Consider the following 26,500-nt stretch of genomic DNA (forward strand, 5'->3'; position numbering starts at 1 on the left):
CGCGTCATGCGGCCATCGCCGCCTTCGCCAGCCGGCCGCCTGTCTGCGGCGTGGCAACCCCCGTGGTCAACGGGTAGCTGAACGGCAGTCCGCAGATTGAGCGCATGGCAAGATAAGCGAAGCATTCCGCCTCGACCGCATCGCCGCGAAGCCCGACGCTTTCGGCCGGCAGGATTTCCGCACCGGTGCGCTTGCCCAATTCCTTCATCATGTTGGGATTCTTGCGCCCGCCCCCACAGACGATGATGCGCTTGGGCCGCCGCGGCAGGATATCGAGCGCTTTTCCGACCGAACCTGCGGTAAAGGCCGTGAGCGTTGCTGCGCCATCGGCAAGGTTCAATCCCTCTGCCATAGAGGCGAGGAAGTCGAACCGGTCGAGCGATTTCGGATAGGCCATGCTCAGGAACGGGTGCTTGAGGAGCTCGCGGAGCCTCGCTTCGTCGACAGTGCCGCTTGCGCCGATCGCGCCATCCATATCCATGTCGGCGCCGGTATGCATCTTGATCCAGTCATTGACCGGAGCATTGGCCGGACCGGTATCGAATGCCACCATTTCATCGCCATCGCACCAGGTGATATTGGCAACGCCGCCGAGATTGAGGATGGCGGTATCGCCATCGGCATGGATCTTCCTCAGCATGGCTTTGTGGTAGATCGCCGAAAGCGGCGCGCCGTGACCGCCTGCGTCCATGTCGGCGGAGCGGAAATCGTAGACCACATCCGTGCCGATGATCCGCGACATCATTTCGCCGTCGCCGAGCTGGCGCGTATAGCCGCGCTTGCCGCCCGCCGGTGCGATGTGCAGCACCGTCTGGCCATGGAAGCCGATGGTTGCAATGTCGGATGCCTTGTAGCCGTGCTTGTCCAGGAAGATGTTGACTGCGTTGGATTGCGCTTCTGTCAGCGCCACCTCCGCCTCCCGGAAAATCGCCGGCTCCGGTCCGCTAAAGCGCCATTCAAGCGCTGCTTCGAAGGTTTTCTCGAGCAGCGCGCGTATATCGGTCGGGTAGGGAGCAAGCTCCGATGGGCCGAAAGCGTCGATGCCTTCGCCATCGGTGCGTATCATCGCTATGTCGATAAAGCCGTCGAGAACAGTTCCGGTCATCAATCCGATTGCCCAGCCTGGCTTCATTGCGAATGCTCCTTCTGCGTCACGCGGCAACCCGTGCCGGCTTCAAATGCTGCGGAAAAATGCGGCCGGCCGGCTTGCGGCAGGTGGCACAATGGCTGATGGCGCTGCGGCCGTGATCGGCAAGACGACATCGGAAGGCAAGTGCGCCGGCCAGGACCCGGTCGACGCCATCGTGAAGCAGATTGCCGACCACGCCGGAGGCGCCGTGGCTGATCACGCAAATGGAGACATCCCCCGTCGGCGCAACGCAGAAGACGTGCCCGGCCCAGAAACAGGGGAGTTGCGGGACAGGCAGGTACGGCAAAACCTCTTCGGAAAGCATTTTGTCGAGCGTACCCTGGCTTTGCAGATCGTCCACGTCGGCAATGGCCTGTTCCGCGCCGCCAGGCAGGAGCGGCTTGACCTTTTCGTAATGGCCCACACGCTGAAGCAACTTGAGGAAGCGTGGGTCGTACTCCTCGAGCGGCTCGCCGAGGTCGATCTGGTAGACGCCGATCGTGAGGTCCGGCCGCTCCTGCGCCTGATCGAGCAGCCTCTCCAGCCCCAGCAGCGCTTTCTCGAAATTACCCTCGCCACGGTTGAGGTCGTGGGAGAACCGGTTGCCGCCGTCGAGCGAAACAAAAATCTTGTGCGGAAATTTTACGGCGAGAATTTCACGGATTCGCTTATCCGTCAGCATGGTGCCGTTCGTGTGCCATTGCAGCTTGGCCTGCGGCATGACATCGGCCGTAACCTGCAGCAATTCGTTGAAACGGGGATTCATCAAGGGTTCGCCGCGCCAGTTGAGATGGATGCTCTGCACAGACACTGATGTGCTGCGATCGAGGTCCGTCAACATGGTGCGAAGATCTTCGGGCTGCATGTCGTCCTTGCCGTGGCTCGCCTTGGTATAGCAAAGCCTGCATGCAAGATTGCAGCGCGTCGTCGGGTCAAGCCACAGCCAGACCGGTGAGCCTTTGACAGAGGCGTTTCCTGTGCGAAGCATTTGAACAGTCATGTGACCTCCACGTATCGCGTTACGTCCGGATCTGTGAATGCATGCTGTCTGCGCAGCAAGGATCACATCACAAAATGCTGTCCACTGCAATACCTGAATAAAACCAGATAAAGTCCACCTAGTGGAGCGAATTTGACATTTGAGTCCCGCCTGACATCAAGCTCCAGATCAAATGTCAAATTCAAAAGCTCCACTAGAACCAATAACTTGCTAGTGGTTCTCTTGACTCCGACATTTGCTCCGAGGCCTGTATAAGGCGGATGCAAATGTCGGAGCAGAACCACTAGCAGCCCTCGCGCGGATAATAGAGGGGAACGCACCAGTGGTTTTTCGCGATCCATTCCGTGTTGGGCAGGATGTCACCGGATTTCATGATCTCGTGGCAGGGATCTTCGTAAACCTTTCCTGTGGACCGTTCGAGCGGTTCGAAGACGATATATTTGTAGTACCCGCTGACCATGCCGTCCGGCAGGTGGACACGATTTGCGTAACGCGGGTCGAGGACGCGGTGCGCATATGCGCTTTTCCAGGCGACGATCTCGTCGAGCCGTTTCGTTTGAACCACGCCGAGGGCTGCCGTGAACTCATGGATCCGGTGGTTGAGGCCCTTGATCCGGTAGTGAGAGCCACGGCCGTAATCGCGGTAGGACCGGGCGTGGCGTGCGAGATCGGGATTGGCTGTCACCAGCATTCCACCTTCGCCTGTGGAGATTGTCTTGGTCGGATAGAAGGAATAGATCCCGGCATCGCCGAAGCTGCCCGCTCGCCGGCCGTTCCAGTGCGCGCCATGGGCATGGGCGCAATCTTCAATCAACCAGATGCCTTTCTCGCGGCAGTAGGCAGCAATGTGCTCGATATCGAAAGCGATGTGACCGCCGACATGGACGATCCACGCGGCCTTGGGCCGGTGCTGTTCGGCCTTGGCGATGAAATCGCCAGCCGCGCCGCAAAGGTCTTCGCGATTGCAGTCGTAGAAGATCACATGGGCGCCGGATTTTTGGGCGCTGCGCGGCGTGGCCAGAAATGTATTGGACGGTGAGAGCACCGTCGCGCCCTCCACGCCGATGAAATCGAACGCGGCCAGCGCACCGCCCGCCCAATTGTCGAACGCCACCGCTTCGCGCCCGCACATGTGTGCCCAGAGGCTTTCGAACTCCCGGGTCTGCTCACCGTCGCTCCAGCGTTGGGAGCGCAACACGCCTTGCCATCGCGCCAGCACCTCCGCCTCGTCCCGGGGATCGAAAGTAACGGTGAAGGGCAGGGGCGCTGGATGCGCGGATGCTGCATCGGGCTGGCCGTCGTTGGAATTCGTCAAAGCAGCATGTCCTCCCGTTGCTCGCCGAAAAGCATGGCGCCGTCATTGCGCGCGTGGACTTCGAACTGGTTGGCCGCATGCTGCCGCGCGGCAAGTAGATCGTTGAAGAAGTGCAGGATCGGGTTTTCGCGGTAGAGTGGACTTGCGCCGGCCGCGCGATAGAGATTTGCCGCATGCATGAAACATGCATCCGGAATCCGCGTGGCGTTGAGCCGTGACCTGCGGCGCCCCGCCAGGTCGTCCGCATCGCCCGGACAGCCGCGGCGGTACATGGCGTCAAGATCCTGTTCCATGACCTGCCGGAAGGCTTGGAGATCGGCGTCGATCGTTGCGCAAACTGCCTGAACATGCGGATCTGCGGCAATTTTCTGCGCCATCATCGATGTCCGCTCCCGATTGGCGTCGAGAAATGCCGCCATCATGCCGGCAAGCCCCCCGATCGATGCCGATGAGATCGAGCGGAACAGAAGTTGCGGCAGCGGGAGGCGATAGAGCGGGCCGGTATTGACGCGAAGGCCTGGGCCGCGGCGATAAAAGCGGTCGGCGTGAGGCAGGAAACGATCATGCGGGATCCGCACCGCGCTGGCCCGGATCCCGTGGCTGCCTGTCCCGCGCAGTCCGACAACGTCCCAATCCGGTACGATCTCGATGTCTTCCCGCGCAAGCAGGCATGCGCCCGCGACCGGCGGGCCATCTCCGTGGACCAGCGCGCCGAGCAGAACCCAGTCCGCATGATCCACGCCGCTCGAGAACCGCCATTGCCCCGAAAGTTCGTAGGTTTCGCTCCCGGCGTCGATCAGCTTGCCGCCGGGCATGTTGGCAAAGGCGAGAACCGCGTCAGGATCAGATCCCCAGATTTCCTGTTGGACACGCGGATCAAACAGCGCCGCATGAAATGCCGCCAGGCCCATATTCGTCACCACCCAGGCCGCCGACATGTCGACTTCCGCAAGCGCGATTTCCAGATTGAAGAGTGTTGACGGCAGAAGTTCCAGGCCGCCGAACGAGGACGGCTGAAGGATCTTGAAAAATCCCGCGGCACGGAACTCTGCGATCGTGTCCGAACTCAGCCGGCAGTCCCGGCTGTCATCTGCCTGCCGTTGCCGAAGCCTGTCCCGCATTTCCGCGGCCGCAGCCAGCAAGGTCCCCGGATCGGCCTTTGAACAATCGCGGAGCACCTGCGCTTTGGCGGACAAGGGTACACCCCCAGCAAAAAACTGTAAAAAATAATGGTACTAATGTGGTATTATAACGCTTGGTGCGGCGAATGCAACCGTTGTGGCATTCATCATGTTGCGGGCCCGTACGGCCGAGCGGAATAGAATACCGTCATCGGGCGGGATTTTCGCCGCGGCATCCGCATAGGGTTGCGGGAGACCTTGAAGGTTATGGCGACGCCACGGATGGATTTTCCGCCACAGGCGATCCCGAAGCCCTGGCGACGGCATGTTCTGGATCAGGATGGCAAGATGGAAGATGCCAGGATTTATGTATTTGTCATCATCGATTCCGGATAGATGCCGTATCCGTTAAATCTGACGAACTATACGTGCTAAAAAAAGAGCAAATGATCGGCATGCGAAAGAAGTCTTGTCGGCATTCTTCGCATCCAGTTCGCTGCTTTTGACGGGCCGCCTTCTGGCTTATTTCGGCAGCCCGATGTTCCGCAGCGCGGTCGCGAAATCGATTGTGGCTACGCGGCCCTATGGTGCAACGGTGCGATAACGGTCGCTGGATGCAAACCGAGTCTAGCATTCGTGTTTGACATCCCGGACCTCGGCGACTTGGCCTGCCCGGCATGCACCTCACAGTCTGCACCGGTTGCACGCGCGGGTACGGAATCGCCGACCGCGTCGCGCGCGGCGCAAAGGCCATTCCGCCGTGCCGGCCTGGCAATGTCAGGGAGCCGGCTGGACGCCTAGCCATTGCCCTCGTCTGGGCGTTCCCTTGTTGCCATGGCTGGGCGATCCCGATCTGGCCGATCAGTCCGTCCTATGTCGCGTATCACCGCCGGGGCGCCACCCCGGCAAGCCAGCGCGGCTCGCCGCTTCAAGCGCGTATGGTCGGTCCGTCCGGCCCGATTCCGGCGCTTACGTCACGCCGGCGCGCGCCTTGGCCGCATCGCGGTATTTGACGGTCTGCAGGTGCTCGGCATAGAGCACCAGCTCGCCCTCGTTCTTGAAGATCTCGTAGGAGCAGACGACGAGCCCCATGTCGGGATATTTCGGCTCCTTCCTGATCCAGGTGCGGATACCGTAGATGGTGTCGCCGATGAAGACCGGCTTCACGAACCTGAGCTTGTCGTAGCCGTAGCTGAAGCTCTGGGTGTTGTTGTGGGCGAAGAGCCCCAACCCGTAGGAGAACACCTGCGCGCCCGAGACGAGCCGCCGGCCGAAGACACCCTCGTTCCTGGCGAAGATCTCGTCGCCGACATAGGGATGCATGTCGAGCACGAGGCTGTTGAACAGCATGGCCTCGCCCTCGGAGATGGTGCGGCGGATGGAGCGCTTGCGCTCGCCGACCTGGAGATCCTCCCAGAGCCATGTCTCCATGTTCCAGACGGGGATGTCGGCATGGGTGGCGGGATCGGGATTGGGGTTCTTGCTCATGGGCCAACTCCCTCCTTGAGGATCAGGCCGAATTCGCGCTCGATCTCGTGGGTGTGCTCGCCGATCTTCGGCGCGCCGCGCCCCGAGCGCATCCGGTCGCCGTCGATGGTGATGGGGCAGCGCGTGGTGGTGAGCCTGGCGCCGCTCGAGCGCGTGACCTCCTGGAGGAAGTCGAGCCGCTTGAAGGCGTCCGTCTCCAGGAGTTCGCCCCAGGTCATCACCGGCGCGCACCAGTAATCGGCAGGTACCAGCTGGTCGAGCCAGTATTGCGTCGTATTGGTCTTGAGATGCTCGGCGAGGATCGCCTTGATCGTGTCGCGGCTGTCGAACCAGGACTTCGGATCGGCGAAGGCCTGCAACGGCACGCAGCCGAGGAGTTCGCCGAGCCTGACCACGGACCCCATGGCGATGGCGATATGGCCGTCGCGCGTCTCGTAGAGGCCGTAGGGCGCGCCGAGATAGGCGTGGGCGTTGTTGACGGCGCTGCGCTCGGGCTGCTTGCCGCCGTCGTTCAGATAGGTGCTCAACACCTCGAACTGGAAATCGAGCATCGATTCCAGCAGGCTCACCTCCACATGGCCGCCCTGTCCCGTCACGCCGCGCCGGACGAGGCAGGCGAGCAGTCCCTGGACGAGATGCGCGCCGCAGAGGATATCGGCGATGGCGAGCCCGCAGGGCACCGGCCCGTCGCCGGCATCGCCGTTGAGCCAGACGAAGCCGGACCGGCTCTGGGCGAGGAGATCCTGGCCGGGCAGGTCCGCCCAGGGGCCGTCCGGACCGTAGCCGGTCACGCTGCCATAGACGATGCGCGGGTTGACCTTGGCGACGGCGTCATAGCCGAGGCCGAGCCGGTCGATCACGCCGGGCCTGAAGTTCTGGATCAGGACGTCGGCGCGTTCGATGAGTTTCCACAATTTGGCGAGATCGGCCGGGTTCTTGAGATCGGCGGCGTAGCTGCGCTTGTTGCGGTTGATGGTGTGGAACAGCGTGCTGTCGCCATCGAGCTCGAGGTTGGAAATATAGAGCTGGCGGCAGAGGTCGCCGGCACCGGGGCGCTCCACCTTGATCACGGTGGCGCCCATGTCGGCGAGCCTGAGTGCGGCACTCGGGCCGGACAGAAACTGGCTCAGGTCGAGAACGATGAGGCCTTCGAGCGGACGCGTGATGGCATTCGTCATGTCATTGTCCCCGGCCGATGCCAGCCTTGCGCTGGGCGGCGGCGAACTGGGTGTTGAGCTCATCGATCAGGATGCTATCGGCGATCTCGCCTCTGAGGCAGGCGGTGATGCGCTCGCCGAAATGCTCAAAAACCGGAATCCAGCCGTCGAAGCGCGGCCGCACATGGGCGCTCTCCAGCGTCGCGAGCGTATCGGAGAAGAACCCGCCGCAGAGCGCGTCGTTGTCCGCATCCGTCCAGGCAGCGAGGCTTGCCGGCTGGCCGCCGAAGGCCACGTAGTCGCCGGTCTGGTGCTCCTTGCCTGCGAGCCACTTGGCATAAGCGATCGCGGTGTCACGGTTCTTCGACAGGGCGCTGACGGCGATGCCGGTGCCGCCGAGTTGCGTGCCGGCTGGACCGCGTTCGCTGTGGGCCGGTGCATTGGCAAATTTCAGCCGCGGCCGGTCGTTCTTCCGCGCGTAGTTGGTATAGCCGTAGGCATAGGCGCAATAGACGATGTCGTCGCCCGACACCATCGCCTCATAGGCGTGGATCGGGTTCATCGCGGTCGCCCTCGGGTGCGAGACGTCGACGAGGGCGTGGAAGCGGCCCATGACCTCGCGGCCGAGAGAGGGCGGCAGGAAGGTTTCCGTCTCGTCGACGATGGGATGCCCCAGATTGGCGGCGATCGAGATCACCGTGCTGATGGCGTCCGTCGGGAAGGCGGTGGTGGTGATCCACTGGCCTTTGGTGCGCGCCCGCCGGCCGAGCGTGATGACGTCCTCGAAGGTCGTCGGGATCTCCCCGCCGAGCCGTTCGAGAAGATCCGGCCGGCAGGAGGAGACCTGCGTCGCCGCATCGAGCGGCAGCGCCCAGATGCCGCCTTTGTATTCATAGGACTGCCAGGACTGGCCGACGCTGTCGGCGGCGAAATCGGCCTTCTCCGACGCGCTCAGCGCCGTCGCCCAATCGACGAGATAGGGGTGGGCCGCAGCGAAGCCGACGAAGGGATGATCGATGACGATGAGGTCATAAATCCCGGCATAGTCTTCGAGCGGCGCCTCGCCGAATTCGCGCAGGCTGCGCTTGTCCCATTCGATCGTCAGGCCCGGATAGCGTGCCGCGAAACCGGCGGCTCCGTGGGCGAGCGGGTCATAGCCGCGCGGATGGTCCCACGTCATGCCGCGGAGAATGGTCTGAACCACGGTATCAACCCCGTCAGTTGTAGAAGAAATTGGGAAGCCAGAGCGAAAGGCCAGGGAAGGCGCTGAGGACGACGAGCAGCACCATCATCATGAGAAGGAACGGGCCGACCTCGATGGCGTAGTCCTTCATCGGCACGCGGAGGACACGTGAGGCGATGTACATCATCCCCCCGACCGGCGGCGTGATGCCGGCGATCGTCAGGTTGGCGACCATGACGATGCCGAATTGCACCGGGTCGATATGGGCCTTCTGAATGAGCGGCAGCAGCATCGGTGTCAGGATGATCAGCGCTGACGAACCTTCGATCGCCGTGCCGATGATGATGAGCATCACGTTGATGGTGAGGAGCAGGCCGAGCGGGCTCCACTCGTAGCTCGCGAGACCGGACGCCATCTTCTGCGGCACCTGCTCCCAGGCGAGATAGAAGCCGAGCGCGGAAGCCGCGCAGATCATGATCATCACCGCACTCGTGTCGAGCACCGCTTCCTGGATGATCGCCGGCAGCTTGCGCCAGGAGAAGGCGCGATAGACGACGAGGCCGATGAACAGGACATAGATGACGACGACGGCACCCGACTCGGTGGTCGTGAAGATGCCGTAACGCGTGCCGAACAGGATGACGAAGGGGACGGAGAGCGCCCAGAGCCCGTCGAGCAGCGCCTGTTGCACTTCCGGCAGGGTCGCGCGGCTGGTGCGCTGAGGCGCGTAGCCACGGCGCTTCGCCACGAAATAGGTGGTGATCATCATGCCGGCGCACATCATGAGGCCGGGCACGATGCCGGCAGCGAAGAGCCGGCCGATCGAAGTCTCCGTGAGATAACCGTAGATGATGAGGCCGATCGAGGGCGGCAGCAGCGAAGCGATGATCGAGGAACTCGAGGTGATCACTGCGGCAAAGGCGCGCGAATAGTTGCGCTCTGCCATCTGCAGGCCGATCGTCTTCGACAGGATGGCCGCATCGGCGTTCGAGGAGGCAGTGAGCCCGCCGAGAAGGGTCGCGAGCACGATGCACATCTGCGCCAGCGCGCCGGTCATATGGCCGACGAGGATCTCGGCGACGTTGAGCAGCCGCCGGGTGATGCCGGCGGCGTTCATGATCGCCCCCGCCAGCACAAAGAACGGCAGCGCCAGCAGCGAGATGGATTGGGTGCCCTCGGCCATCTCCTGGGCGAAGGTCGACAGCGGCACGTCGTTGCGGTTGATGATGAAGAACACGAGCGCCGGGATCGCCATAGCCCAGGTAATGGGCGTGCGCACCGCGAACAGCACGAACATGAGGATGGAGGGAAGCCAGGGCGAAAGCGCACTCATGAGATATTGGCCTCGTGGATATGGCCGGGAAAGCGCTCGGGATCGACCCAGAGCTGGACGTGCCGCAGCAGCATCATCGCGGAGGCGAGCGCGAGCGGCGCATAGATGACGGAGCGCGGCAGATTGAGGGCGATCGTCAATGATTTCTGCGCGTCAATAGCGTGAATGCCGAAGAAGATCGTGAGTGCCGTAAAGAAAGTCGCGAGCAGCCAGAAGTTGAAGATCGACACGGCGCGCTGCAAACGCTCCGGAAACATCACGACGAGAACGTCGATATCGGAATGAAGACGGTAGCGCACACCGGCTGCCGCACCGAAGAAGACCACATAGGCGAAGGCGATGGTCGCGACCTCGTAACTCCACGCGGCCGGCTGGGGAAAGATGTAGCGGGTGATCACGCCCCAGACGACAGAGCCCACGACGACGACCAGGGACACGCCGGCTATGATCTCCTCGAGGGGCCACATCAGAACACGCTGCAAGCCCACGGCCTGCGCGTCCGCTGCGGATTGAGAGGTCATGAAGGGAACTCCGGGCGAGTTGGGGCCAATCGGTATTCAGGGATAAGCAGGGCAAGCCCGGCCATAACATTGCAGGCAAAGTCAGCGCGGGACACCCCGTGTCATCCCCGGCGACCGGCGCCGCTGGTCGGGAAGGGAATGACACAAGCCAAGAAGGGACCTCTGCAGCCTCTTGTTGATGGGGCCGTCCACGCCCGGAGGGGTGGCGCACCCCCTCCGTCGCCACTTCGTGGCGCCACCTCCCCCTCAGGGGAGGATCGCGTATTCTCGACGAATGGGGCTACTTGACCTAGCTGACTTGCCTTCGGGCAAAAACCAGTCCGATCAATTGGCACCCATGGCGGCACGAGCCTTGGCGACGAAGCCCGGCGTCAGGTTCGGCAATTTCTCGTAGACGCCGGCGCTGGCCTTCTGGAAGGCGGCCACGTCGATGTCGGTGACAAGGGTGACGCCTGCCTTCTCCAGCATCTTGGCGAACTGGTCGTCCTGCTCGAGGGTGGCTTTGGTCAGGTTCTTCGCCGAGACCTTGCCTTCCTCGATCAGGATCGCCTGCAGGTCCGCCGGCAGCTTGTCGAAGAAGCCCGTGCTCGTCACCCAGGCGGTAAACATGAGCTGGTGGTTGGTCTTCGACACGACCTTGCGCACCTCCTGGAGCTTGGAGCCCCAGATCGCGCCGAAGGGCGCCTCGGCCGCGTTGACGACATTCGACTGCAGCGCGTTGTACACCTCGCCCCACGGAATTTCCGTCGGCCGGGCGCCGAAGTCCTTGAAGGTCTCGACCATGATCGGGGACGGCGGGACACGCACCGTCAGGCCCTTGAGGTCGTCGGGCTTGCGGATGGGCTTGTCGGAGAGCATATGGCGCGCGCCGAACAGGCCGTTGGCCATGATGATCTTGATGCCCTTCTGCTCGAGCTTGTCCGAGACGTCCTTGAAGACCGGGGATGCAAACAGCTTGTCAGCCTCCGCGAGGCTGCCGAAGATATAGGGGCCGGCGAGTACGCCGGCGTCCGGGACGAACTGGCCGAGCTGGCCGTAGTCCGTCATGTTCATCATATTGGCGCCGGAAGAGATCATCTCATTGACCTTCTTCTGGGCGCCGAGCTGCTCCGCCGGGAACAGCTGCATTTCGAGGCGACCCTTCGAGCGCTCTTTGACGCGCGCGGCGAGGGCCTGCATTTCCTTGTAGGACGCTTCCTCGGTATTCGCGACCGACGTCGCGAAGCGGAGCTTGAAGTCCTGCGCCGCGGCGGCCCCGACGAGTGCGACGGAGATACCGATAGCTGACAACAATACCTTGATGGACATATGGACCCTCCCTGTGACGCAGGCATCCCGGCTGGGGATCGACCTTACGTTTTTATTGGTGAAAATGAATTTTATGTGCCAAACTTAGGATGTCATGATGAAGTCTGTCAAGAGCATACGAAGAGGCCCGCCCGAGGCCGATGAGGAGGCCACGGGAGGCGGCGGTCGCACCTACACCGTGCCGGCGCTCGAGAAGAGCCTCGATGTCATCGAATTCCTCGCAGTGCAGGACCAGCCCGTCAGCCAAAGCGGGATCGCTCAAAGTCTCGGCCGTTCGGCGAGCGAGCTTTTCCGCATTCTCACCGTGCTCACCCGTCGCGGCTGGATCACTCGGCTCAAGGATGACAACTACCAGCTGTCGTCGCGGCTGTTCGAGCTCGCCCACGGCTACCCGCCCAACAAGCGGCTCATCGACGTGGCCTTGCCCTTGATGCGGGGGCTGGCCGGCGACCTGCTGCAGTCCTGCCATCTTTCGGTCGCCGACCAGGGCGAGGTGCTCGTCATCATCGGCGTCGAGTCACCCGGCCGGGCCGGCCTCTTCGTGCGTTCCGGCACGCGCTACGAATTTGCGTCGACCGCCTCGGGCCGCGTGATGCTGGCGCTCGGCTATGCCGAGATGCTCAATGGGAATGCGACCGGCAAGGCCGAGCGGCGGCCGGTGCCGGACGATCTCGCCGCACGGCTCGAGCGAATCCGGACGAGGGGCTATGAGGAGGTGGTCGGCGAATGGCTCGACGCCGTCGTCGACATCTGCTGGCCGGTCTTCAACGTGCGCGGCGAGGTCGCCGCCGTTCTTGCCATGCCTTTTCTCGCCGTTCCGGCTCTGCGCCAGGATGTCGCGAGCGCCCGCGAGCAGGTGCGGGCGGTGGCGGAGGAGATTTCCAGGGCGATCGGCGCCGGTGACTACCAGCGCTGGCTGGACGAGGCGCGGCAGAAGGGCCTTTCACGCCAGAATCCGACCGCCTCTCGATGACCATTCCATGAGAAACGGGCCTGCGCGGTCATCCTCAAGATGAGGGTGGGCTTTCAACCCGAGCACGAGCAACCAACAGGGAGGACAAAAGTGACGACCCAGTATTTCGAGGACTATGTGATCGGTGCCGAGCGCAAGACCCACGGGCGCACCATCACGGAGACGGACTTCGTGGTCCATGCGGGCCATTCCGGCGACTTCTTCCCCCATCACATGGACGAGGAATTCGCCAGGACGACGCCCTTCGGCCGGCGCATCGCCCACGGCACGATGATCTTCACCATCGGCGTAGGGCTCACGGCTTCCGTCATCAACCCGGTCGCCTTCACTTACGGCTACGACCGCATGCGCTTCGTCAAGCCGGTCTTCATCGGCGACACCATCCATACGCGGCTCACCATCGTCGAGAAGACCGAAGACCCGAAGCGGCCGAACGCGGGGCGCGTGGTGGAGCGCGGCCAGGTCGTAAACCAGAATGGCGAGACCGTGCTCGCCTTCGACCACATCCTGATGGTCGAGCGCAGGACCCCGGCGGCCGGCTGAGTCATGGGCCGCGAGGCGCTGCGGCGATCCCGATGACCGCCATCGGCTCCCGATGCATTACCCGCCTGGATCGACGCGCGTGAAAAGGCGTCGCCGCATCTGAGATGGCGCGGCGGCACCCTGTCATGGCGTTCCAATGTGCACGACCACGGCCGTCAGTGGCTGATCATCCACGGGCGCGCCGAGGGGAAAGATTTGGCAGCTTGTGTTGCTGCCGCTCTTGCAGCTCCTCTTGCAGCCCCATCCCCGCTGCCGCTTCCTTGTCCTCTCGCGCCCTTCAGGGTGAGCGATTTTCCGGAGCAGCAACTGCAGCCGGCACCATGCCCGGACGAGCGTCGCGGCTCGTGCGCGCTGCGTTCGTTGGTGGCATGGGCCAGGAAGGACGACCGGTTCATCGCACCGATCGCCGGAGCAGTGATGAGGACGCGTGGCGCCTCCGCACCGCAGTCCGGGCAATCGCAGGGCGCCTCGAAGTCCGCCATCGGCCGCATCGCGGTAAACGGTCCGCAGGCCGCGCAGTCATATTCATAGACAGGCATGGGGCCTCACAGATCCGGTGCGAGCGGCATGTCGATGGAGCCGTCGATGAACTTCTGCGGCCCGGCCGAACTCGGGTTGATGTCGAAGTCGAAAATCTGCGTCGGCAGCCACAGGGTGGCGCAGGCATTGGGGATGTCGACCACGCCGGAGATGTGGCCCTGGACGGGCGCCGTCCCGAGGATCGAATAGGCCTGCGCGCCGGAATAGCCGAACTTCTTCAGATATTCGATGGCGTTGAGACAGGCTTGGCGATAGGCGACATGGACGTCGAGATAGTGCTGGCCGCCCTGCTCGTCGACGGAGATACCCTCGAAGATGAGGTAGTCGTTGTAATTCGGCGTGATCGGCGACGGCTTGAAGATCGGGTTCTTGATCCCGTATTTCGCCATGCCGCCCTTGATGAGATCCACCTTCACATGCACCCATCCCGCCATCTCGATGGCGCCGCAGAAGGTGATCTCGCCGTCGCCCTGGCTGAAGTGCAGATCGCCCATCGAGAGGCCGGCGCCCGGCACATAGACCGGGAAGAAGATCTTCGAGCCGCGCGACAGATCCTTGATGTCGCAGTTGCCGCCGTGCTCGCGCGGCGGCACGGTGCGCGCGCCCTCGGCGGCTGCCTTGTCCTTGGCCTCGCCCTTGAGCCGGCCCATGTGGGCCGTCGGCCCGAAGGGCGGATTGGCCAAGGGCGGCACACGCTCGGGGTTTGTCTTGATGAAGCCGACCTCACGCTCGTTCCAGGTGGCGAGGAGCTTCGGATCGGGGAGGCAGCCGATGAGCCCGGGGTGGATCAGGCCGGCATAGCGCACGCCCGGCACGTGCCGCGACTTGGTGAAGAGGCCCTCGAAATCCCAGATTGATTTTTGCGCCTGAGGGAAATGATCGGTGAGGAAGCCGCCGCCGTTCTTCTTGGAGAAGAAGCCGTTGAAGCCCCACTGGCTTTCCGGAACGGCCCCGATATCGAGAAGATCGACGACGAGGAGATCCCCGGGTTCCGCGCCCTCGACGCCGATCGGTCCCGACAGGAAATGCACGATCGACAGGTCGATGTCACGGACATCGGACGCGTCGTCGTCGTTCTTGATGAACCCGCCCGTCCAGTCGTAGGTCTCGACGATGAAGTCATCGCCGGGCTTCACCATCGCCACCATCGGAATGTCGGGATGCCAACGGTTATGAACCTTGTCATTCTCATAGGCCGACTGGTTGAGATCGATCTTGATGATTGTATCGGGCATGGACGGGCTCCCTGGAAGCAGTCTGAACGTTGATCACACCGAGAGAAAACTTGAGATCTTGGCTTCGTCGACGGCGTCGCGATCCTCCTCGTGGACAATTTCACCATTCTCGATGACGAGGATGCGGTCCGCGATATCGAGGGCAAAGGACAGCACCTGCTCGGATACGACAATGGACAAGCCGCGCTCGTCACGGATGCGCTTCAGGGTGCGGGCCATGTCGCGGATGATCGACGGCTGGATGCCCTCCGTCGGCTCGTCGAGCAGGAGAACCTTGGGCTTGCTGGCGAGCGCGCGGGCAATCGCGAGCTGCTGCTGCTGGCCGCCGGAGAGGTTGCCGCCGCGCCGGCCCTTCATCTCGAGCAGCACGGGAAAAAGTTCGTAGATGCTGTCCGGCACCTCGGACTCGCCCGTCGTCGTCAGGCCGGTCTCGATGTTCTCCTTGACGGTCATGGTCGAGAAGATCATCCGGCCCTGGGGCACATAGGCGACGCCCTTGGCGACGCGCTCATAGCTCTTGAGCCCGGTGATCTCGTCGGTGCCGACGGTGACATGGCCGCTTTTCGTGGGAACCACGCCCATCAGCGCCTTCATGAGCGTCGTCTTGCCCATGCCGTTGCGCCCCATGATGGCGACGATCTCGCCGGGCGCGATCCGGAAATCGAGCCCGTGGAGAACCTCGCTCTGGCCATAGGCGACATGCAGGTCCTGGACTGTCAGCATGGCAAGTCCTCAATGTCCGAGATAGACTTCGATGACGCGCGGATCGTGTTTCACGCGGTCCATCGAGCCTTCCGAGAGAACCTTGCCCTGGTGTAGCACCGTGACGCGATGGGCGATGTCCTCGACGAATTTCATGTCGTGCTCGATGACGATCACCGAGCGGTTCTTGATGATCTTGTGCAGGAGTTCCGCGGTCTTCTTACGCTCGCTCACGCTCATGCCGGCGACCGGCTCGTCGAGCATCATGAGATCCGGATCCTGGATGAGCAGCATGCCGATCTCCAGCCACTGCTTCTGGCCGTGGCTGAGGAATTCGGCACGCTCGTCGAGGTGATCGGCGAGAAAGATGGTCTCGGCGATCTCCTCGACCCGCCTGCGCACCTCCGCGTCGCGCCGGAAGGTGAGCGCGCCAAAGACGGAGCGCCCGCGCGGAAAGGAGATCTCCAGGTTCTCGAAGACCGTCAGGTCATCGTAGATCGAGGGGTTCTGGAACTTCCGGCCGACGCCGGCCAGCACGATATTGCTTTCCGACATCTTCGTCAGGTCCATGTCGCGGAACTTGATGGAGCCAGATGTCGCCCTGGTACGCCCACAGATGAGATCAAGAACGGTTGTCTTACCGGCCCCGTTTGGACCGATGATAACGCGGATCTCGTTTTCGTCGACATAGAACGAGACGTCGTTGACCGCCTTGAACCCGTCGAAAGACACGGTAAGCGCCTCGACGGCGAGGACGAACTGCTTTTGCGGATCGTTCGGGGGAATGATCATCTCTCACCTCACTCCGCGGGAGCGCCGTGCAGCGGCTGCTCGGTTTCTGCCGGGCGGCGGCGTGTGAGACGCGCGACCAGCGGGTCGACATAGCTGTGGTAGATGCCGGCAAGCCCGTTCGGGAACACCATGACGACGGCGATGAACAGCGCGCCGAGCCCGAACAGCCAGAGCTCCGGAAAGCTCTCCGAGAAGGCCGTCTTGGCCACATTGACCAGAAGCGTGCCGTAGACAGCCCCGAAGAGCGACAGCCGGCCGCCGACGGCGGTGTAGATCACCATCTCGATCGACGGCACGATGCCGACGAAGGACGGCGACATGAACCCGACCTGCAGGGTGAACATCGCGCCGCCAATCGCCGCGAAGGCGGCCGCCAGGCAGAAGGCGAAGATCTTGAAATTGGCGACGGAATAGCCGGAGAAACGGACCCGGTCCTCCTTGTCGCGCATGGCGACCAGCACACGGCCGAGCTTGGAGCGTTTGACGTATTGGGCGAGCAGGATGCAGGCGATCAACAGGCCGCTATTGACGAAATAGAGGATCTGCTTGGCGCTGTCGGTGCGGATGTCCCAGCCCTGCAGGGTCCTGAGATCCGTGATGCCGTTGATGCCGCCGGTGTAGCCCTGCCGGCCGACGATCAGGATGGTGAGGATGGCGGCGATCGCCTGGGTGATGATCGCGAAATACACGCCACCCACGCGACGCTTGAACATGGCGGCGCCGATGAAGAAGGCAAACAGGGTGGGCACGGCGATGATGAGGATCACCGTCAAGGTGAGGCTCTTGAACGGCAGCCAGAAGAAGGGAAGCTCGGTCAGCTGGTTCCAGTCCATGAAGTCGGGAATGCCGGGCGTGGACTGGATCTTGGTGTTCGCGACGCTCGATGCCTCGAGCTTGAGATACATGGCCATGCAGTAGCCGCCGAGGCCGAAGAAGATGCCCTGGCCAAGGCTGAGGATGCCCCCGAAGCCCCAGCACAGCACGAGGCCGAGCGCGACGAAGGCATAGGTGAGATATTTGCCGACGAGATTCAGGCGGAACGCATCGAGCGTCGCGGGGAGAACCACCAGGATCAGGGCGGCGATGATGAGGATCGAGACGATCTCCAGCGGCTTCATGAAGGCCGTATCGTCGGCGGATTTGGAGCGAATGACCATGTCTCAGCGCCTGACCTTGAGGACGAACAGGCCCTGCGGCCGCAGCATGAGGATGCCGACCACCGCGAGCAATGTGAGCACCTTGGCGATGGAGCCGGAGAGGAAGAACTCCATGATCGACTGCGCCTGCGAGATGGTGAAGGCGGAGGCGATGGTGCCGGCGAGGCTCGCAGCGCCGCCGAAGACGACGACGAGGAAGGTGTCGACGATATAGAGCTGGCCTGCCGTCGGGCCGGTCGAGCCGATCATCGTGAAGGCCGAGCCGGCGATGCCGGCGATGCCGCAGCCGATGCCGAAGGTGTAGCGATCGACCTTCTCGGTGTTGATGCCCACGGCGCCCGCCATGACGCGGTTCTGCACAACGGCGCGCACCTGCATGCCCCAGCGCGAGCGATACATCATGACGGCGACCGCGATGGTGATGATGGTCGTCAGGGCCATCACGAAGAGGCCGTTGATCTGGATCTCGATGACATCCGTCACCGGAAGCGAACCGAGCATCCACTGCGGCAGTTCCACGCCGACCTCGCGCGGGCCGAAGACCGACCGGTAGAACTGCTGCAGGATGAGCGAGAGCCCCCAGGTCGCGAGAAGCGTGTCCAGCGGACGCTTGTAGAGCCGCCGGATCATCAGCCACTCCACGGCGACGCCCAGGGCCCCGGAGACGAGGAAGGCCAGGATCATCGCGATGAAAAAGTAGATCGGTACGAGGGCAGGCAGGTAACCGTGGAAGAATGTCGAGCACATCCAGGTCACGTAGGCGCCCAGGATCATGAATTCGCCATGGGCCATGTTGATGACGCCCATCTGGCCAAAGATGATGGCAAGCCCAAGCGCCATCAGCAGAAAGACCGAAAATAAAATGAGGCCTGCGAAGCCTTGCATCACGAAGATCGATGTAAGCTCGCCGAGTGAATATTCGCCGAACATGTCAGCCTCCCGGCCAATGGACTGATGGGGACGGTCGTCAATAGAGTGAAAGCGCAGCTTGAGATTGAAGACAGAACTTGAGATTGCAGACGCGACTTGCCGTCACCCAGGCATCACTGCCTGGGTGACTTTCCCTGCGGCGTTTCCTCGGTCTCGATTACATCAGTCTTGCCAGCGGCTTATTGGTAGCCTTTGGGGAAGGGATCCGGCTCCATCAGCTCGGCCGTCTCGTAGATCACGTCGTATTGTCCGTCGGGCCGCGCGCGCCCGACGCGCGTCTTGGACCACAGGTGGTGGTTGGGATGGATCTTTACGTAACCCTCCGGGGCTTGTTTGAATTCAACGCCGGCGGAGGCTTCGGCCACCTTGTCGATGTCGAAGGACCCCGCCTTTTCCACCGTCAGCTTCCACAGCCAGGGGCCGAGATAGGCCGCCTGCGTCACGTCGCCGATCACCGTCTTGTCGCCCCACATCTTCTTGAAGGCGGAGACGAACTGCTTGTTGTTCGCATTGTCGAGCGACTGGAAATACTTCATGCAGGCATAAGCGCCCGCGATGTTCTCGCCGCCGATGCCGTCGATCTCATCCTCGGTGACCGAGATCGTCATCAGGGTCTGTTTGTTGAGATCAATGCCGGCGGCCTTGAGCTGCTTGTAGAAGGCGACGTTCGAGCCACCCACGATGATGGCATAGATCACATCCGGCTTCGTCAGTTTGATCTTGTTGATGACGGAATTGAACTGGGTATGCCCCAGCGGGAAATATTCCTCGCCCACGACTTTCGTCTTGAGGACGTTCTCGATGTGCTTGCGTGCGATCTTGTTGGACGTGCGCGGCCAGATATAGTCAGAGCCGAGCAGGTAGAACGTCTTGGCGCCCTTCTCCTTGGCGACCCAGTCCAGGCCCGCGAGGATCTGCTGGGTCGCTTCCTGGCCCGTGTAGATAACGTTCTTTGACTGCTCCAGTCCTTCGTAGAAGGTTGGATAATACAGCATTCCGTTATATTGCTCGAAGACGGGCAACACCGCCTTGCGCGACGCCGAGGTCCAGCAACCCATGACGGCAGCACATTTGTCGTTGACGAGAAGCTTCTTCGCCTTTTCGGCAAAGGTCGGCCAATCGCTGCCGCCATCCTCCTGGATGAACTTGATCTTGCGCCCGAGAACGCCGCCTTCGGCATTGATCTGCTCGATGGCGAGCTTCTCGGCCTGGACAGAACCGGTTTCGGAAATCGCCATCGTACCGGTGACCGAATGCAGGATGCCGACGGTCACGTCGGTATCGGTGACGGCGAGGCCCGTGGTATTGACGGCGGATGTGGCCGGTGCCTGCGCGAAGGCGGTCCGTGGCATGGCAAGACCGGCAAACGGCATGGCAGCCATGCCGAGAAGCATCCTGCGTCGAAGATCTGATTGCGGACGATCTTGATCGTGCGCCATGGCGCCTTACCCCTCTCGTTGTTTTGGGAGCAGGGTCTTCTGCCCCGCGACGTCCTCATCGTTGGATAATTGCCGCAGTGCAGCAATACGTAGGATCACGTATATTGCACCGCGAAACACCTGACATACTGGGTGACGAGGCAGAGGGGGCAGAGAAGGCATGAGTGGCCGGCAACGGATCGACCGTGTCCGTCGCGAGTACAATCAATGGGTCACAAACCAGACCCTTGAGGATTTCGCATTGCGCTTCACGGCCAAGCGGGCCCGTCGGTGGTCGCCGCTGCGTGTCGCCAACACGGCACTCGGCGCGATTTCGTTTCTGGCCCTGGAGGCGATCGGCGCAGCGACGACGCTGAGCTATGGCTTCACCAACGTCAGCCTCGCGATCCTCGCGGTCGGCACGCTCATCTTCCTGACCGGCGTGCCGATTTCCTATTACGCGTCGCGCTATGGCGTGGATATCGATCTGCTGACGCGCGGCGCGGGCTTCGGCTACATCGGCTCGACGATCACGTCGCTGATCTATGCGTCTTTCACCTTCATCTTCTTCGCCATCGAGGCCGTCATCCTCGCCATTGCCATCGAAATGATGACGGGCCTGCCGCGTGCGCTCGGCTATCTCGTGAGCGCGCTCGTCGTCATTCCGCTTGTGACCCACGGCATCACCTGGATCAGCCGCTTCCAGCTCTGGACGCAGCCGCTCTGGATCGTCCTGCAGATCGCTCCGTTCATCGCCATCCTGCACTACGAGCCCGATGCGCTGTCGGACTGGATGGGCTTCACCGGGCGCCATGGCGATCTCGGTGGCGGCTTCTCGCTGATCCTGTTCGGCGCGGCCTCCAGCGTCATGTTTTCGCTCGTCGCGCAGATCGGCGAACAGGTCGACTTCCTGCGCTTCCTGCCGCGGGAGCGCAGCGGCAAGCGCTGGGCCTGGTGGCTCGCCCTTATCTCAGCCGGACCGGGCTGGATCATCATCGGCGCCTTGAAGATGCTGGCCGGCTCTTTTCTCGCCGTCTATGCGCTGAAGCAGGGCGTGACGGAGGAGCAGGCCGTCGAGCCGGCGGAGATGTATGTGATGGCCTTCGAGACCATCTTCGGCGATCCGCGCGTGGCGCTCTATATCGCCTGCGCCTTCGTCATCCTCTGCCAGCTGAAGATCAATGTGACGAATGCCTATGCCGGATCGATCGCCTGGTCGAACTTCTTTTCCCGGCTCACCCACAGCCATCCCGGCCGCGTCGTGTGGCTGGTGTTCAACCTCGGCGTGGCCGTGCTTCTCATGGAGCTCGGCGTCTATCGCGCGCTCGAGAACACGCTCGCGCTCTATTCGAACGTCGCCATCGGCTGGGTCGGTGCCATCGTCGCCGATCTCGTCATCAACAAGCCGCTGAAGCTTTCGCCGGCGCATATCGAGTTCAAGCGCGCCCATCTTTATGACATCAACCCCGTCGGGGTCGGCGCCATGCTGGTGGCGACGACCGTCGGCATATCGACCTTCTTCGGTCTCGCCGGCGAGTTGGCAAAGGCGCTGTCGCCTTTTCTGGCGCTGGGCGCCGCGCTCGTTACCGCTCCGCTCATCGCCTGGGGGACGGGCGGGAAATACTATCTCGCACGAACCCCGAAGAAGAGCTGGCAGAAGCGCGATTCCATCAAGTGCTGCATCTGCGAGCACGCCTTCGAGCCCGAGGATATGGCCTCCTGCCCCGCCTATGCGGGACCGATCTGCTCGCTCTGCTGCTCTCTGGACGCACGCTGTGACGATCTCTGCAAGCCGCATGCGCGTTATCCCGTGCAGATGCGCGCCGCGCTCACGCGGATCATGCCGGCGAGGCTCCATGGCTGGCTGACGGCCGACGTGACCTATTTTCTCGGGGTGTTCTTCCTGGCGGGCGGCGTCATCGCGCTCACGCTCACGCTGATCTATCTGCAAAGTACCAGCGATCCCTCCGTCGATCCGGCCATTGCCGCCGGACTTCTGTGGAAGGCCTTCTTCGTTCTGGCCATCATCATCGGGGTCGCGGCCTGGCTGTTCGTCCTCGTGCAGGCGAGCCGCACCGCGGCCCAGGAGGAATCCCGCCGGCAGACGGCGCTCTTGATGAACGAGATCGAGGCGCATAACCGCACCGATGCCGCTCTCCAGCGCGCCAAGGATGCGGCCGAAGCCGCCAACCACGCCAAGAGCCGCTATGTGGTGGGGCTGAGCCACGAGCTCAGGACCCCGCTCAACGCCATCGTCGGCTATGCCCAGATCCTCGAGAACGACCCCGCGATCGCCGCGAAGCAACGGGGCCAGATCCATGTCGTCCGCCGTAGCGCCGATCACCTGTCGGGCCTGATCGACGGCATCCTCGACATATCCAAGATCGAGGCCGGCCGGCTCGACCTGTCGCGCGACGAAATCCCGCTCGTCGAGTTCCTCGACCAGATCGTCGGCATGTTCAAGCTGCAGGCCGCCGCCAAAGGCCTCGAATTCCGTTTTGACAGGCCCGCAAATCTGCCCTCGGTCGTCTATGCCGATGGCAACCGGCTGCGCCAGGTGCTGATCAACCTTCTCTCCAACGCCATCAAGTTCACCACGAAAGGCAAGGTCACCTTCGCGCTGGCCTACCGGAGCCCGGTCGCCGAATTCACCATCGCCGATACCGGGCCGGGCATTCCGGCGGAGGATCTGGAGCGCATCTTCGAGCCCTTCGAGCGAGGAGCCGGACGCCCCGGGCAGATGCCGCCCGGCACGGGGCTCGGACTGACCATCTCGAAGCTTCTCGCCGGCGTGATGGGCGGCAGCATCACCGTGACGAGCAAGCTTGGCATAGGCACCGCCTTCAAGGTCAAGCTGCTCCTGTCGGAGGTGACCGATCCCCGCCCCATCATCGGCAGCGAGGATCACATCACGGGCTATGTGGGCCGGAGGCGGACGATCTTCGTGGTGGACGACGATCCCGTGCACCACGATCTCATGCGCGAGATCCTGGGGCCTCTCGGCTTCATCATTCTCCATGCGACCCATGGCGAGGCCTGCACCGACATGGCGCGCCATGTGCGCCCGGACCTCTTCCTGATCGACGTCTCGATGGCCGGCATGGATGGCTGGGCCCTGGCGCAGGCCCTGCGCGAGCAGGGGCAGGATCAGGCGCGCATCGTCATGTTTTCGGCGAGTGCGGTCGAGGCCTATCGCGCGGCCATGGCGCGCCCGTTCCATGACGGCTATCTTCTCAAACCGGTCGAGATCCGGCAGCTTCTGCGCGAGATCCAGATTCAGCTCGGGCTCGAATGGGACCACGGGGACGATCCCCTGGCCGCGCTCGCGGCGGTTCCGGCGGGTCGGTCGCGCCTCCAGTCCGCCGATGTCGCCGACCTCCGGCGCCTCGGTGAACTTGGCCATATCAGGGGTTTGCAGGCGCGACTGGACGTCATCGGAGCCGCCAACCCCACGCAGCGGGGGACCGTCGCCGAGCTCACGCAGCTCGTCGACACGATCGATCTTCCCGGCTTCATGGCCGCCCTCGATGCGATGGACCAGCATGACGCATAGCCACGACAGCCGCCGCATTGCCCTCGTCGTCGACGATTCGCCGGAAACCCTGCGGCTCCTGACGGATGCCCTCGACGCGGCCGGCTTCACCGTGATGGTGGCGCTTGACGGCGAATCCGCCCTGAAGATCGCGGTCCATATCACTCCGGATGTCGTCCTGCTCGACGCCGTCATGCCGGGAATGAGCGGTTTCGAAGCCTGCCGGCGCCTCAAGCAGGAACCGCAGCTCGCGCATGTCCCGGTCATCTTCATGACGGGCTTGACCGAAACCGCCCATATTCTCGAAGGGCTGGCTGCCGGCGGGGTCGATTATGTCACCAAGCCGATCGTCATCGATGAGATGCTGGCGCGCATCCGCGTCCATTCCACCAATGCCCGCCTCACGGAAAGCGCGCAGGCCGCACTCGACACGTCCGGCCGGACTTTGCTCGCCGTCAACCTCGCCGGCGACATCCTCTGGCTCACCCCGCTGGCCCGCAAGCGGCTCGGCCCGGCCCTCGTGGAGGGCAAGGCGCGGCCGTCGGCCCTGCCCGCAAGCCTGACCCGCTGGCTCAGGGACGCGGCCGCGATCGCGGAGATCGAGCGCCAGCGGGAACTCGTCAGCCCGCTGCCCGGTGACCCCAGCTCGACGCTGACATTCGTCGGCCGCATGGGAGACGACGAGTATCTCCTGCGGCTCGGATCCGGACAGACCGACGATGCCCCCCGGCGGTTGCGGCAGGCCTTCGACCTGACGCAGCGCGAGGGCGAGGTCTTGTGGTGGATCGCTGCCGGCAAGTCCAACCGCGACATCGCGGCGATCCTCTCGCTCAGCCCGCGCACCGTCGACAAGCATCTCGAGCAGGTCTACCTGAAGCTGCGCGTCGAAAACCGGACGGCAGCCGCGACGCTTGCTCTGCGATCCCTTGGTCAGCTGTAGCGCTGCGCGGCCTTTCCAAGAACCGGCCGGCGGGATCGCCTGCACGAGGCCTTGAGGCTCGCGGGCCTGGGATTCCGGGGCTTGGATTCCAGGACCTTAGAGCATGCGATTTTATACGGAACCACCGTGCCATTCCGGGGCGGGCCGAAAGGCCCGAGCCCGGAAAGTATGAACACCACGGAAGACACATAGAGTGCCGCGTCCGACGCGTCTTCTTCTCAGACCGCGTGTTCATGGATTCCGGGCTCCTCGCTGATGCGAGGCCCCGGAATGACGGCGGGTTTCCGTCCGAACGCGGCATGCTCTGGATTCCCATGGGCCTTGTCTCCCGAGGCGGGCCTCCTAATGCCTCCTTCCAAAGCCTTCCCAAGCGGGCTGGCTCTCGCAACTCGTCATTTTGATATTTTATCAAATCCGTTGACGTTCGATATTTTATCAAATATTGAGATCCCAGAGCCGCAGAACGGCCTTGGCAAATCCGACTTGCCTGGAATCGTCTGATTTCATTCAAGTATATGAATTTGCACATTATTGTCGAAATGAGCCATTCCGCGAGAGATGGATTGGCTTCAGGGAGGATTTCAGATGTTCAGCAAGCCGGCCATCGGGGGAGCCCTTGTGATCGCGGCCTTGTTTGGCGCGACCTTGCCGCAGGCAGTCCAAGCCCAGGCAGTCCAAGCTCAGGCAGTCTCGGCCCAGGCAGTCCCGGCCAAGGATGCCGCGAAGGACCTGATACTGGCGCAAGGCGCCGACCCTCTGGGCTTCAACCCCACCCGCTTCTCGGCCCCCAACACGTCCTATCTGCATCAGCTTTATGACACGCTGGTCGAGATCGGGCCCGACGGCCAGCCGCAGCCGGCGCTGGCGGAGAGCTGGGAGCGTTCGCCCGACGGATTGTCCGTCACCTTCAAGCTGCGTCCGGCAAAGTTCCATTCCGGTCGTCCGCTGACCGCGCAGGACGTGGTCTACAGCGTCCGCTATCACCTCGATCCGGCCAATGCCGCGAACCTCCTGGCACGCCTCAGCGCGGTGAAGGGCGTCGAGGCGCTCGATGATCGCACCGTCAAGCTGACCCTGTCGTCGCTCGCGCCGGGGCTTTACGACCTTCTCAGCGCGCTGTTCATCCTCGACGAGAAGGCGGTCGCCAACATCGCCCAGCAGGACGCCGGCAGCGGCCCCTTCGTCCTGAAGAGCTGGACGCCTGGCGTGTCCTACACCATGGAGCGCTTCGCCGATCACTGGAGCAACGACAAGACGAAGCCGGATCGCATCACCGTGCGCATCGTGCCGGACGACGCGGCCGGCGCGGCCCTTCTGCAGACGCGCGCCGTCGACGTGCTGTACACGGCCGGTCCGCTTGCGCTCGCCCAGCTGAAGGACGCAGCCGGCACCAAGATCGAGCGCATCAAGCGCGCCCCGCGGACGCATTATCTCGCCCTCAACACGTCGCGGCCGCCACTCGACAACAAGCTGGTGCGTCAGGCGATTTCCCATGCCCTGAACCGCGATATGATCACCTCGGTCGTCTATAACGATTTCGCGTCGCCGAGCTGCCAGCCCTGGGCGGAGAGCCACTGGGCCTACGCGCCCGCGGTCGACACCCTGTGCGGTTATGATCTGGAGAAAGCCAAGAGGCTGATGAAGGAATCGGGCGTCGGCCCCTTCACCATGACGGTGAATACCTCGACCGACTCCTACGCGCCGGGCAGTGTCGATACGGCGCAGATCCTGAAGGAGGACCTCGCGGCGCTCGGCATCACGCTCAATATCGCCACCTATGAACCGGCGAAGGCGCGCGAGCTCATCCTCAACGCCAATTTCGACATGCTGCTGCACAACTACATCGAAGGCGGCAACGATCCGCAGTTCATCATTCCGAGCGCGATCTATGGGCCGACCAAGGGGCGCACCAAATTCACGAGCCCGGCCTTCGAGGCGATCGTCGACAAGGCTGGCAAGACGCTCGATCTCAACGAGCGCAAGGCGATCTATGCCGACATCTCGAAACTCATCGCCGATGAAGCCTTCATGCTGCCCTTCGCCCATGAGTTCCGCCCGATCCCGATGGCCGACGGCGTGAAGAACTTCGCGATGGACGGCTCCGGCTTCTCGCTGCTGCAGCAGGTCGAAGTGGCGCGCTGACATCCTCGGCACGCGTCGACGACCGTTTATTCCGGCATCGC

Annotated in this window: 23 protein-coding genes; 6 read left to right on the plus strand and 17 right to left on the minus strand. The window is 62.9% G+C overall.

The features are described from left to right. Window positions 1–4 precede the first annotated feature (4 nt). From C7450_RS11195 to C7450_RS11240, 10 genes are all read right to left on the minus strand, one after another. Window positions 5–1,132, minus strand: coding sequence for an anhydro-N-acetylmuramic acid kinase (locus tag C7450_RS11195; RefSeq protein ID WP_110374530.1), 1,128 nt, complete (start codon window positions 1,130–1,132; stop codon window positions 5–7). A 19-nt stretch (window positions 1,133–1,151) separates the two neighbouring features. After that, a complete protein-coding gene (locus C7450_RS11200; protein WP_146227327.1) occupies window positions 1,152–2,195 on the minus strand; it encodes a radical SAM protein in 1,044 nt (347 codons plus the stop codon). A gap of 217 nt (window positions 2,196–2,412) precedes the next feature. Next, a complete protein-coding gene (locus C7450_RS11205) occupies window positions 2,413–3,444 on the minus strand; it encodes a DegT/DnrJ/EryC1/StrS family aminotransferase (RefSeq protein WP_210206424.1) in 1,032 nt (343 codons plus the stop codon). After that, window positions 3,441–4,640, minus strand: a complete 1,200-nt coding sequence (locus C7450_RS11210) for an acyl-CoA dehydrogenase family protein (RefSeq protein ID WP_146227328.1) — start codon at window positions 4,638–4,640, stop codon at window positions 3,441–3,443. The genes C7450_RS11205 and C7450_RS11210 overlap by 4 nt, the downstream gene beginning before the upstream one ends. Before the next feature lie 894 nt (window positions 4,641–5,534). After that, the gene (locus tag C7450_RS11215) at window positions 5,535–6,053 is read right to left on the minus strand and encodes a MaoC family dehydratase (protein WP_110374533.1); all 519 of its coding nucleotides are present in this window, start codon (window positions 6,051–6,053) and stop codon (window positions 5,535–5,537) included. Then, window positions 6,050–7,231: a CaiB/BaiF CoA transferase family protein gene (locus C7450_RS11220; RefSeq protein ID WP_110374534.1), complete on the minus strand. Its 1,182-nt coding sequence runs from the start codon at window positions 7,229–7,231 to the stop codon at window positions 6,050–6,052. Before C7450_RS11220 ends, C7450_RS11215 begins: the two co-directional genes overlap by 4 nt. A gap of 1 nt (window position 7,232) precedes the next feature. After that, a complete protein-coding gene (locus tag C7450_RS11225) occupies window positions 7,233–8,414 on the minus strand; it encodes an extracellular solute-binding protein (protein ID WP_110374535.1) in 1,182 nt (393 codons plus the stop codon). A gap of 13 nt (window positions 8,415–8,427) precedes the next feature. After that, window positions 8,428–9,726, minus strand: coding sequence for a TRAP transporter large permease (locus C7450_RS11230; RefSeq protein ID WP_110374536.1), 1,299 nt, complete (start codon window positions 9,724–9,726; stop codon window positions 8,428–8,430). Then, entirely contained in the window at window positions 9,723–10,247 is a 525-nt protein-coding gene (locus C7450_RS11235) for a TRAP transporter small permease (RefSeq protein WP_210206425.1), read from the minus strand. The genes C7450_RS11230 and C7450_RS11235 overlap by 4 nt, the downstream gene beginning before the upstream one ends. Before the next feature lie 324 nt (window positions 10,248–10,571). Beyond that, a complete protein-coding gene (locus C7450_RS11240; protein WP_245449620.1) occupies window positions 10,572–11,555 on the minus strand; it encodes a C4-dicarboxylate TRAP transporter substrate-binding protein in 984 nt (327 codons plus the stop codon). Between the two features lie 97 nt (window positions 11,556–11,652). Here C7450_RS11240 and C7450_RS11245 point away from each other — a divergent pair, with 97 nt between their 5' ends. Both C7450_RS11245 and C7450_RS11250 read left to right on the plus strand, forming a co-directional pair. After that, a complete protein-coding gene (locus C7450_RS11245) occupies window positions 11,653–12,528 on the plus strand; it encodes an IclR family transcriptional regulator (protein WP_170147204.1) in 876 nt (291 codons plus the stop codon). A 90-nt stretch (window positions 12,529–12,618) separates the two neighbouring features. Further along, on the plus strand, window positions 12,619–13,071 hold the full coding sequence (locus C7450_RS11250) for a MaoC family dehydratase (protein ID WP_410369388.1): 453 nt from the start codon (window positions 12,619–12,621) through the stop codon (window positions 13,069–13,071). 155 nt (window positions 13,072–13,226) lie between these two features. Here C7450_RS11250 and C7450_RS11255 read toward each other — a convergent pair whose 3' ends face one another. The 7 genes from C7450_RS11255 to urtA form a co-directional block, all read right to left on the minus strand. After that, the gene (locus C7450_RS11255) at window positions 13,227–13,610 is read right to left on the minus strand and encodes an FmdB family zinc ribbon protein (RefSeq protein WP_110374539.1); all 384 of its coding nucleotides are present in this window, start codon (window positions 13,608–13,610) and stop codon (window positions 13,227–13,229) included. A gap of 6 nt (window positions 13,611–13,616) precedes the next feature. Beyond that, window positions 13,617–14,846 carry a formamidase gene (gene fmdA / locus C7450_RS11260; RefSeq protein WP_110374540.1) on the minus strand — a complete coding sequence of 410 codons (1,230 nt, stop codon included), beginning with the start codon at window positions 14,844–14,846 and terminating at the stop codon, window positions 13,617–13,619. Window positions 14,847–14,879: 33 nt separating this feature from the next. Then, window positions 14,880–15,569 carry an urea ABC transporter ATP-binding subunit UrtE gene (urtE, locus tag C7450_RS11265; RefSeq protein ID WP_110374541.1) on the minus strand — a complete coding sequence of 230 codons (690 nt, stop codon included), beginning with the start codon at window positions 15,567–15,569 and terminating at the stop codon, window positions 14,880–14,882. 9 nt (window positions 15,570–15,578) lie between these two features. After that, window positions 15,579–16,340, minus strand: a complete 762-nt coding sequence (gene urtD / locus C7450_RS11270) for an urea ABC transporter ATP-binding protein UrtD (protein WP_170147205.1) — start codon at window positions 16,338–16,340, stop codon at window positions 15,579–15,581. A gap of 8 nt (window positions 16,341–16,348) precedes the next feature. Continuing rightward, on the minus strand, window positions 16,349–17,497 hold the full coding sequence (gene urtC, locus C7450_RS11275; protein WP_110374542.1) for an urea ABC transporter permease subunit UrtC: 1,149 nt from the start codon (window positions 17,495–17,497) through the stop codon (window positions 16,349–16,351). Window positions 17,498–17,500: 3 nt separating this feature from the next. Further along, window positions 17,501–18,427, minus strand: coding sequence for an urea ABC transporter permease subunit UrtB (gene urtB / locus C7450_RS11280; protein ID WP_110374543.1), 927 nt, complete (start codon window positions 18,425–18,427; stop codon window positions 17,501–17,503). 179 nt (window positions 18,428–18,606) lie between these two features. After that, window positions 18,607–19,809 carry an urea ABC transporter substrate-binding protein gene (urtA, locus tag C7450_RS11285; protein WP_425351177.1) on the minus strand — a complete coding sequence of 401 codons (1,203 nt, stop codon included), beginning with the start codon at window positions 19,807–19,809 and terminating at the stop codon, window positions 18,607–18,609. Window positions 19,810–20,026: 217 nt separating this feature from the next. Here urtA and C7450_RS11290 point away from each other — a divergent pair, with 217 nt between their 5' ends. The 4 genes from C7450_RS11290 (at window position 20,027) to C7450_RS11300 (ending at window position 26,459) form a co-directional block, all read left to right on the plus strand. Next, a complete protein-coding gene (locus tag C7450_RS11290) occupies window positions 20,027–23,398 on the plus strand; it encodes a hybrid sensor histidine kinase/response regulator (protein ID WP_110374545.1) in 3,372 nt (1,123 codons plus the stop codon). Then, window positions 23,388–24,317, plus strand: a complete 930-nt coding sequence (locus C7450_RS11295; RefSeq protein ID WP_110374546.1) for a response regulator transcription factor — start codon at window positions 23,388–23,390, stop codon at window positions 24,315–24,317. Before C7450_RS11290 ends, C7450_RS11295 begins: the two co-directional genes overlap by 11 nt. Window positions 24,318–24,587: 270 nt before the next feature. Continuing rightward, window positions 24,588–24,818: a hypothetical protein gene (locus tag C7450_RS33530; protein WP_146227329.1), complete on the plus strand. Its 231-nt coding sequence runs from the start codon at window positions 24,588–24,590 to the stop codon at window positions 24,816–24,818. A gap of 84 nt (window positions 24,819–24,902) precedes the next feature. Continuing rightward, window positions 24,903–26,459, plus strand: coding sequence for an ABC transporter substrate-binding protein (locus tag C7450_RS11300; protein ID WP_170147206.1), 1,557 nt, complete (start codon window positions 24,903–24,905; stop codon window positions 26,457–26,459). Window positions 26,460–26,500: the final 41 nt, after the last annotated feature.

Origin of the sequence: Chelatococcus asaccharovorans (genome assembly GCF_003201475.1) — a bacterium.
In the GTDB taxonomy this organism is placed as follows: domain Bacteria; phylum Pseudomonadota; class Alphaproteobacteria; order Rhizobiales; family Beijerinckiaceae; genus Chelatococcus; species Chelatococcus asaccharovorans.

Coding starts and splice junctions, on each gene's coding strand:
- C7450_RS11195 (WP_110374530.1), bottom strand. CDS start 1,132: ATGAAGCCAGGCTGGGCAATCGGATTGATGACCGGAACTGTTCTCGAC.
- C7450_RS11215 (WP_110374533.1), bottom strand. CDS start 6,053: ATGAGCAAGAACCCCAATCCCGATCCCGCCACCCATGCCGACATCCCC.
- C7450_RS11220 (WP_110374534.1), bottom strand. CDS start 7,231: ATGACGAATGCCATCACGCGTCCGCTCGAAGGCCTCATCGTTCTCGAC.
- C7450_RS11230 (WP_110374536.1), bottom strand. CDS start 9,726: ATGAGTGCGCTTTCGCCCTGGCTTCCCTCCATCCTCATGTTCGTGCTG.
- C7450_RS11235 (WP_210206425.1), bottom strand. CDS start 10,247: ATGACCTCTCAATCCGCAGCGGACGCGCAGGCCGTGGGCTTGCAGCGT.
- C7450_RS11240 (WP_245449620.1), bottom strand. CDS start 11,555: ATGTCCATCAAGGTATTGTTGTCAGCTATCGGTATCTCCGTCGCACTC.
- C7450_RS11245 (WP_170147204.1), top strand. CDS start 11,653: ATGAAGTCTGTCAAGAGCATACGAAGAGGCCCGCCCGAGGCCGATGAG.
- C7450_RS11255 (WP_110374539.1), bottom strand. CDS start 13,610: ATGCCTGTCTATGAATATGACTGCGCGGCCTGCGGACCGTTTACCGCG.
- fmdA (WP_110374540.1), bottom strand. CDS start 14,846: ATGCCCGATACAATCATCAAGATCGATCTCAACCAGTCGGCCTATGAG.
- urtE (WP_110374541.1), bottom strand. CDS start 15,569: ATGCTGACAGTCCAGGACCTGCATGTCGCCTATGGCCAGAGCGAGGTT.
- urtD (WP_170147205.1), bottom strand. CDS start 16,340: ATGATCATTCCCCCGAACGATCCGCAAAAGCAGTTCGTCCTCGCCGTC.
- urtC (WP_110374542.1), bottom strand. CDS start 17,497: ATGGTCATTCGCTCCAAATCCGCCGACGATACGGCCTTCATGAAGCCG.
- urtB (WP_110374543.1), bottom strand. CDS start 18,427: ATGTTCGGCGAATATTCACTCGGCGAGCTTACATCGATCTTCGTGATG.
- urtA (WP_425351177.1), bottom strand. CDS start 19,809: ATGGCTGCCATGCCGTTTGCCGGTCTTGCCATGCCACGGACCGCCTTC.
- C7450_RS11290 (WP_110374545.1), top strand. CDS start 20,027: ATGAGTGGCCGGCAACGGATCGACCGTGTCCGTCGCGAGTACAATCAA.
- C7450_RS11295 (WP_110374546.1), top strand. CDS start 23,388: ATGACGCATAGCCACGACAGCCGCCGCATTGCCCTCGTCGTCGACGAT.
- C7450_RS33530 (WP_146227329.1), top strand. CDS start 24,588: ATGACGGCGGGTTTCCGTCCGAACGCGGCATGCTCTGGATTCCCATGG.
- C7450_RS11300 (WP_170147206.1), top strand. CDS start 24,903: ATGTTCAGCAAGCCGGCCATCGGGGGAGCCCTTGTGATCGCGGCCTTG.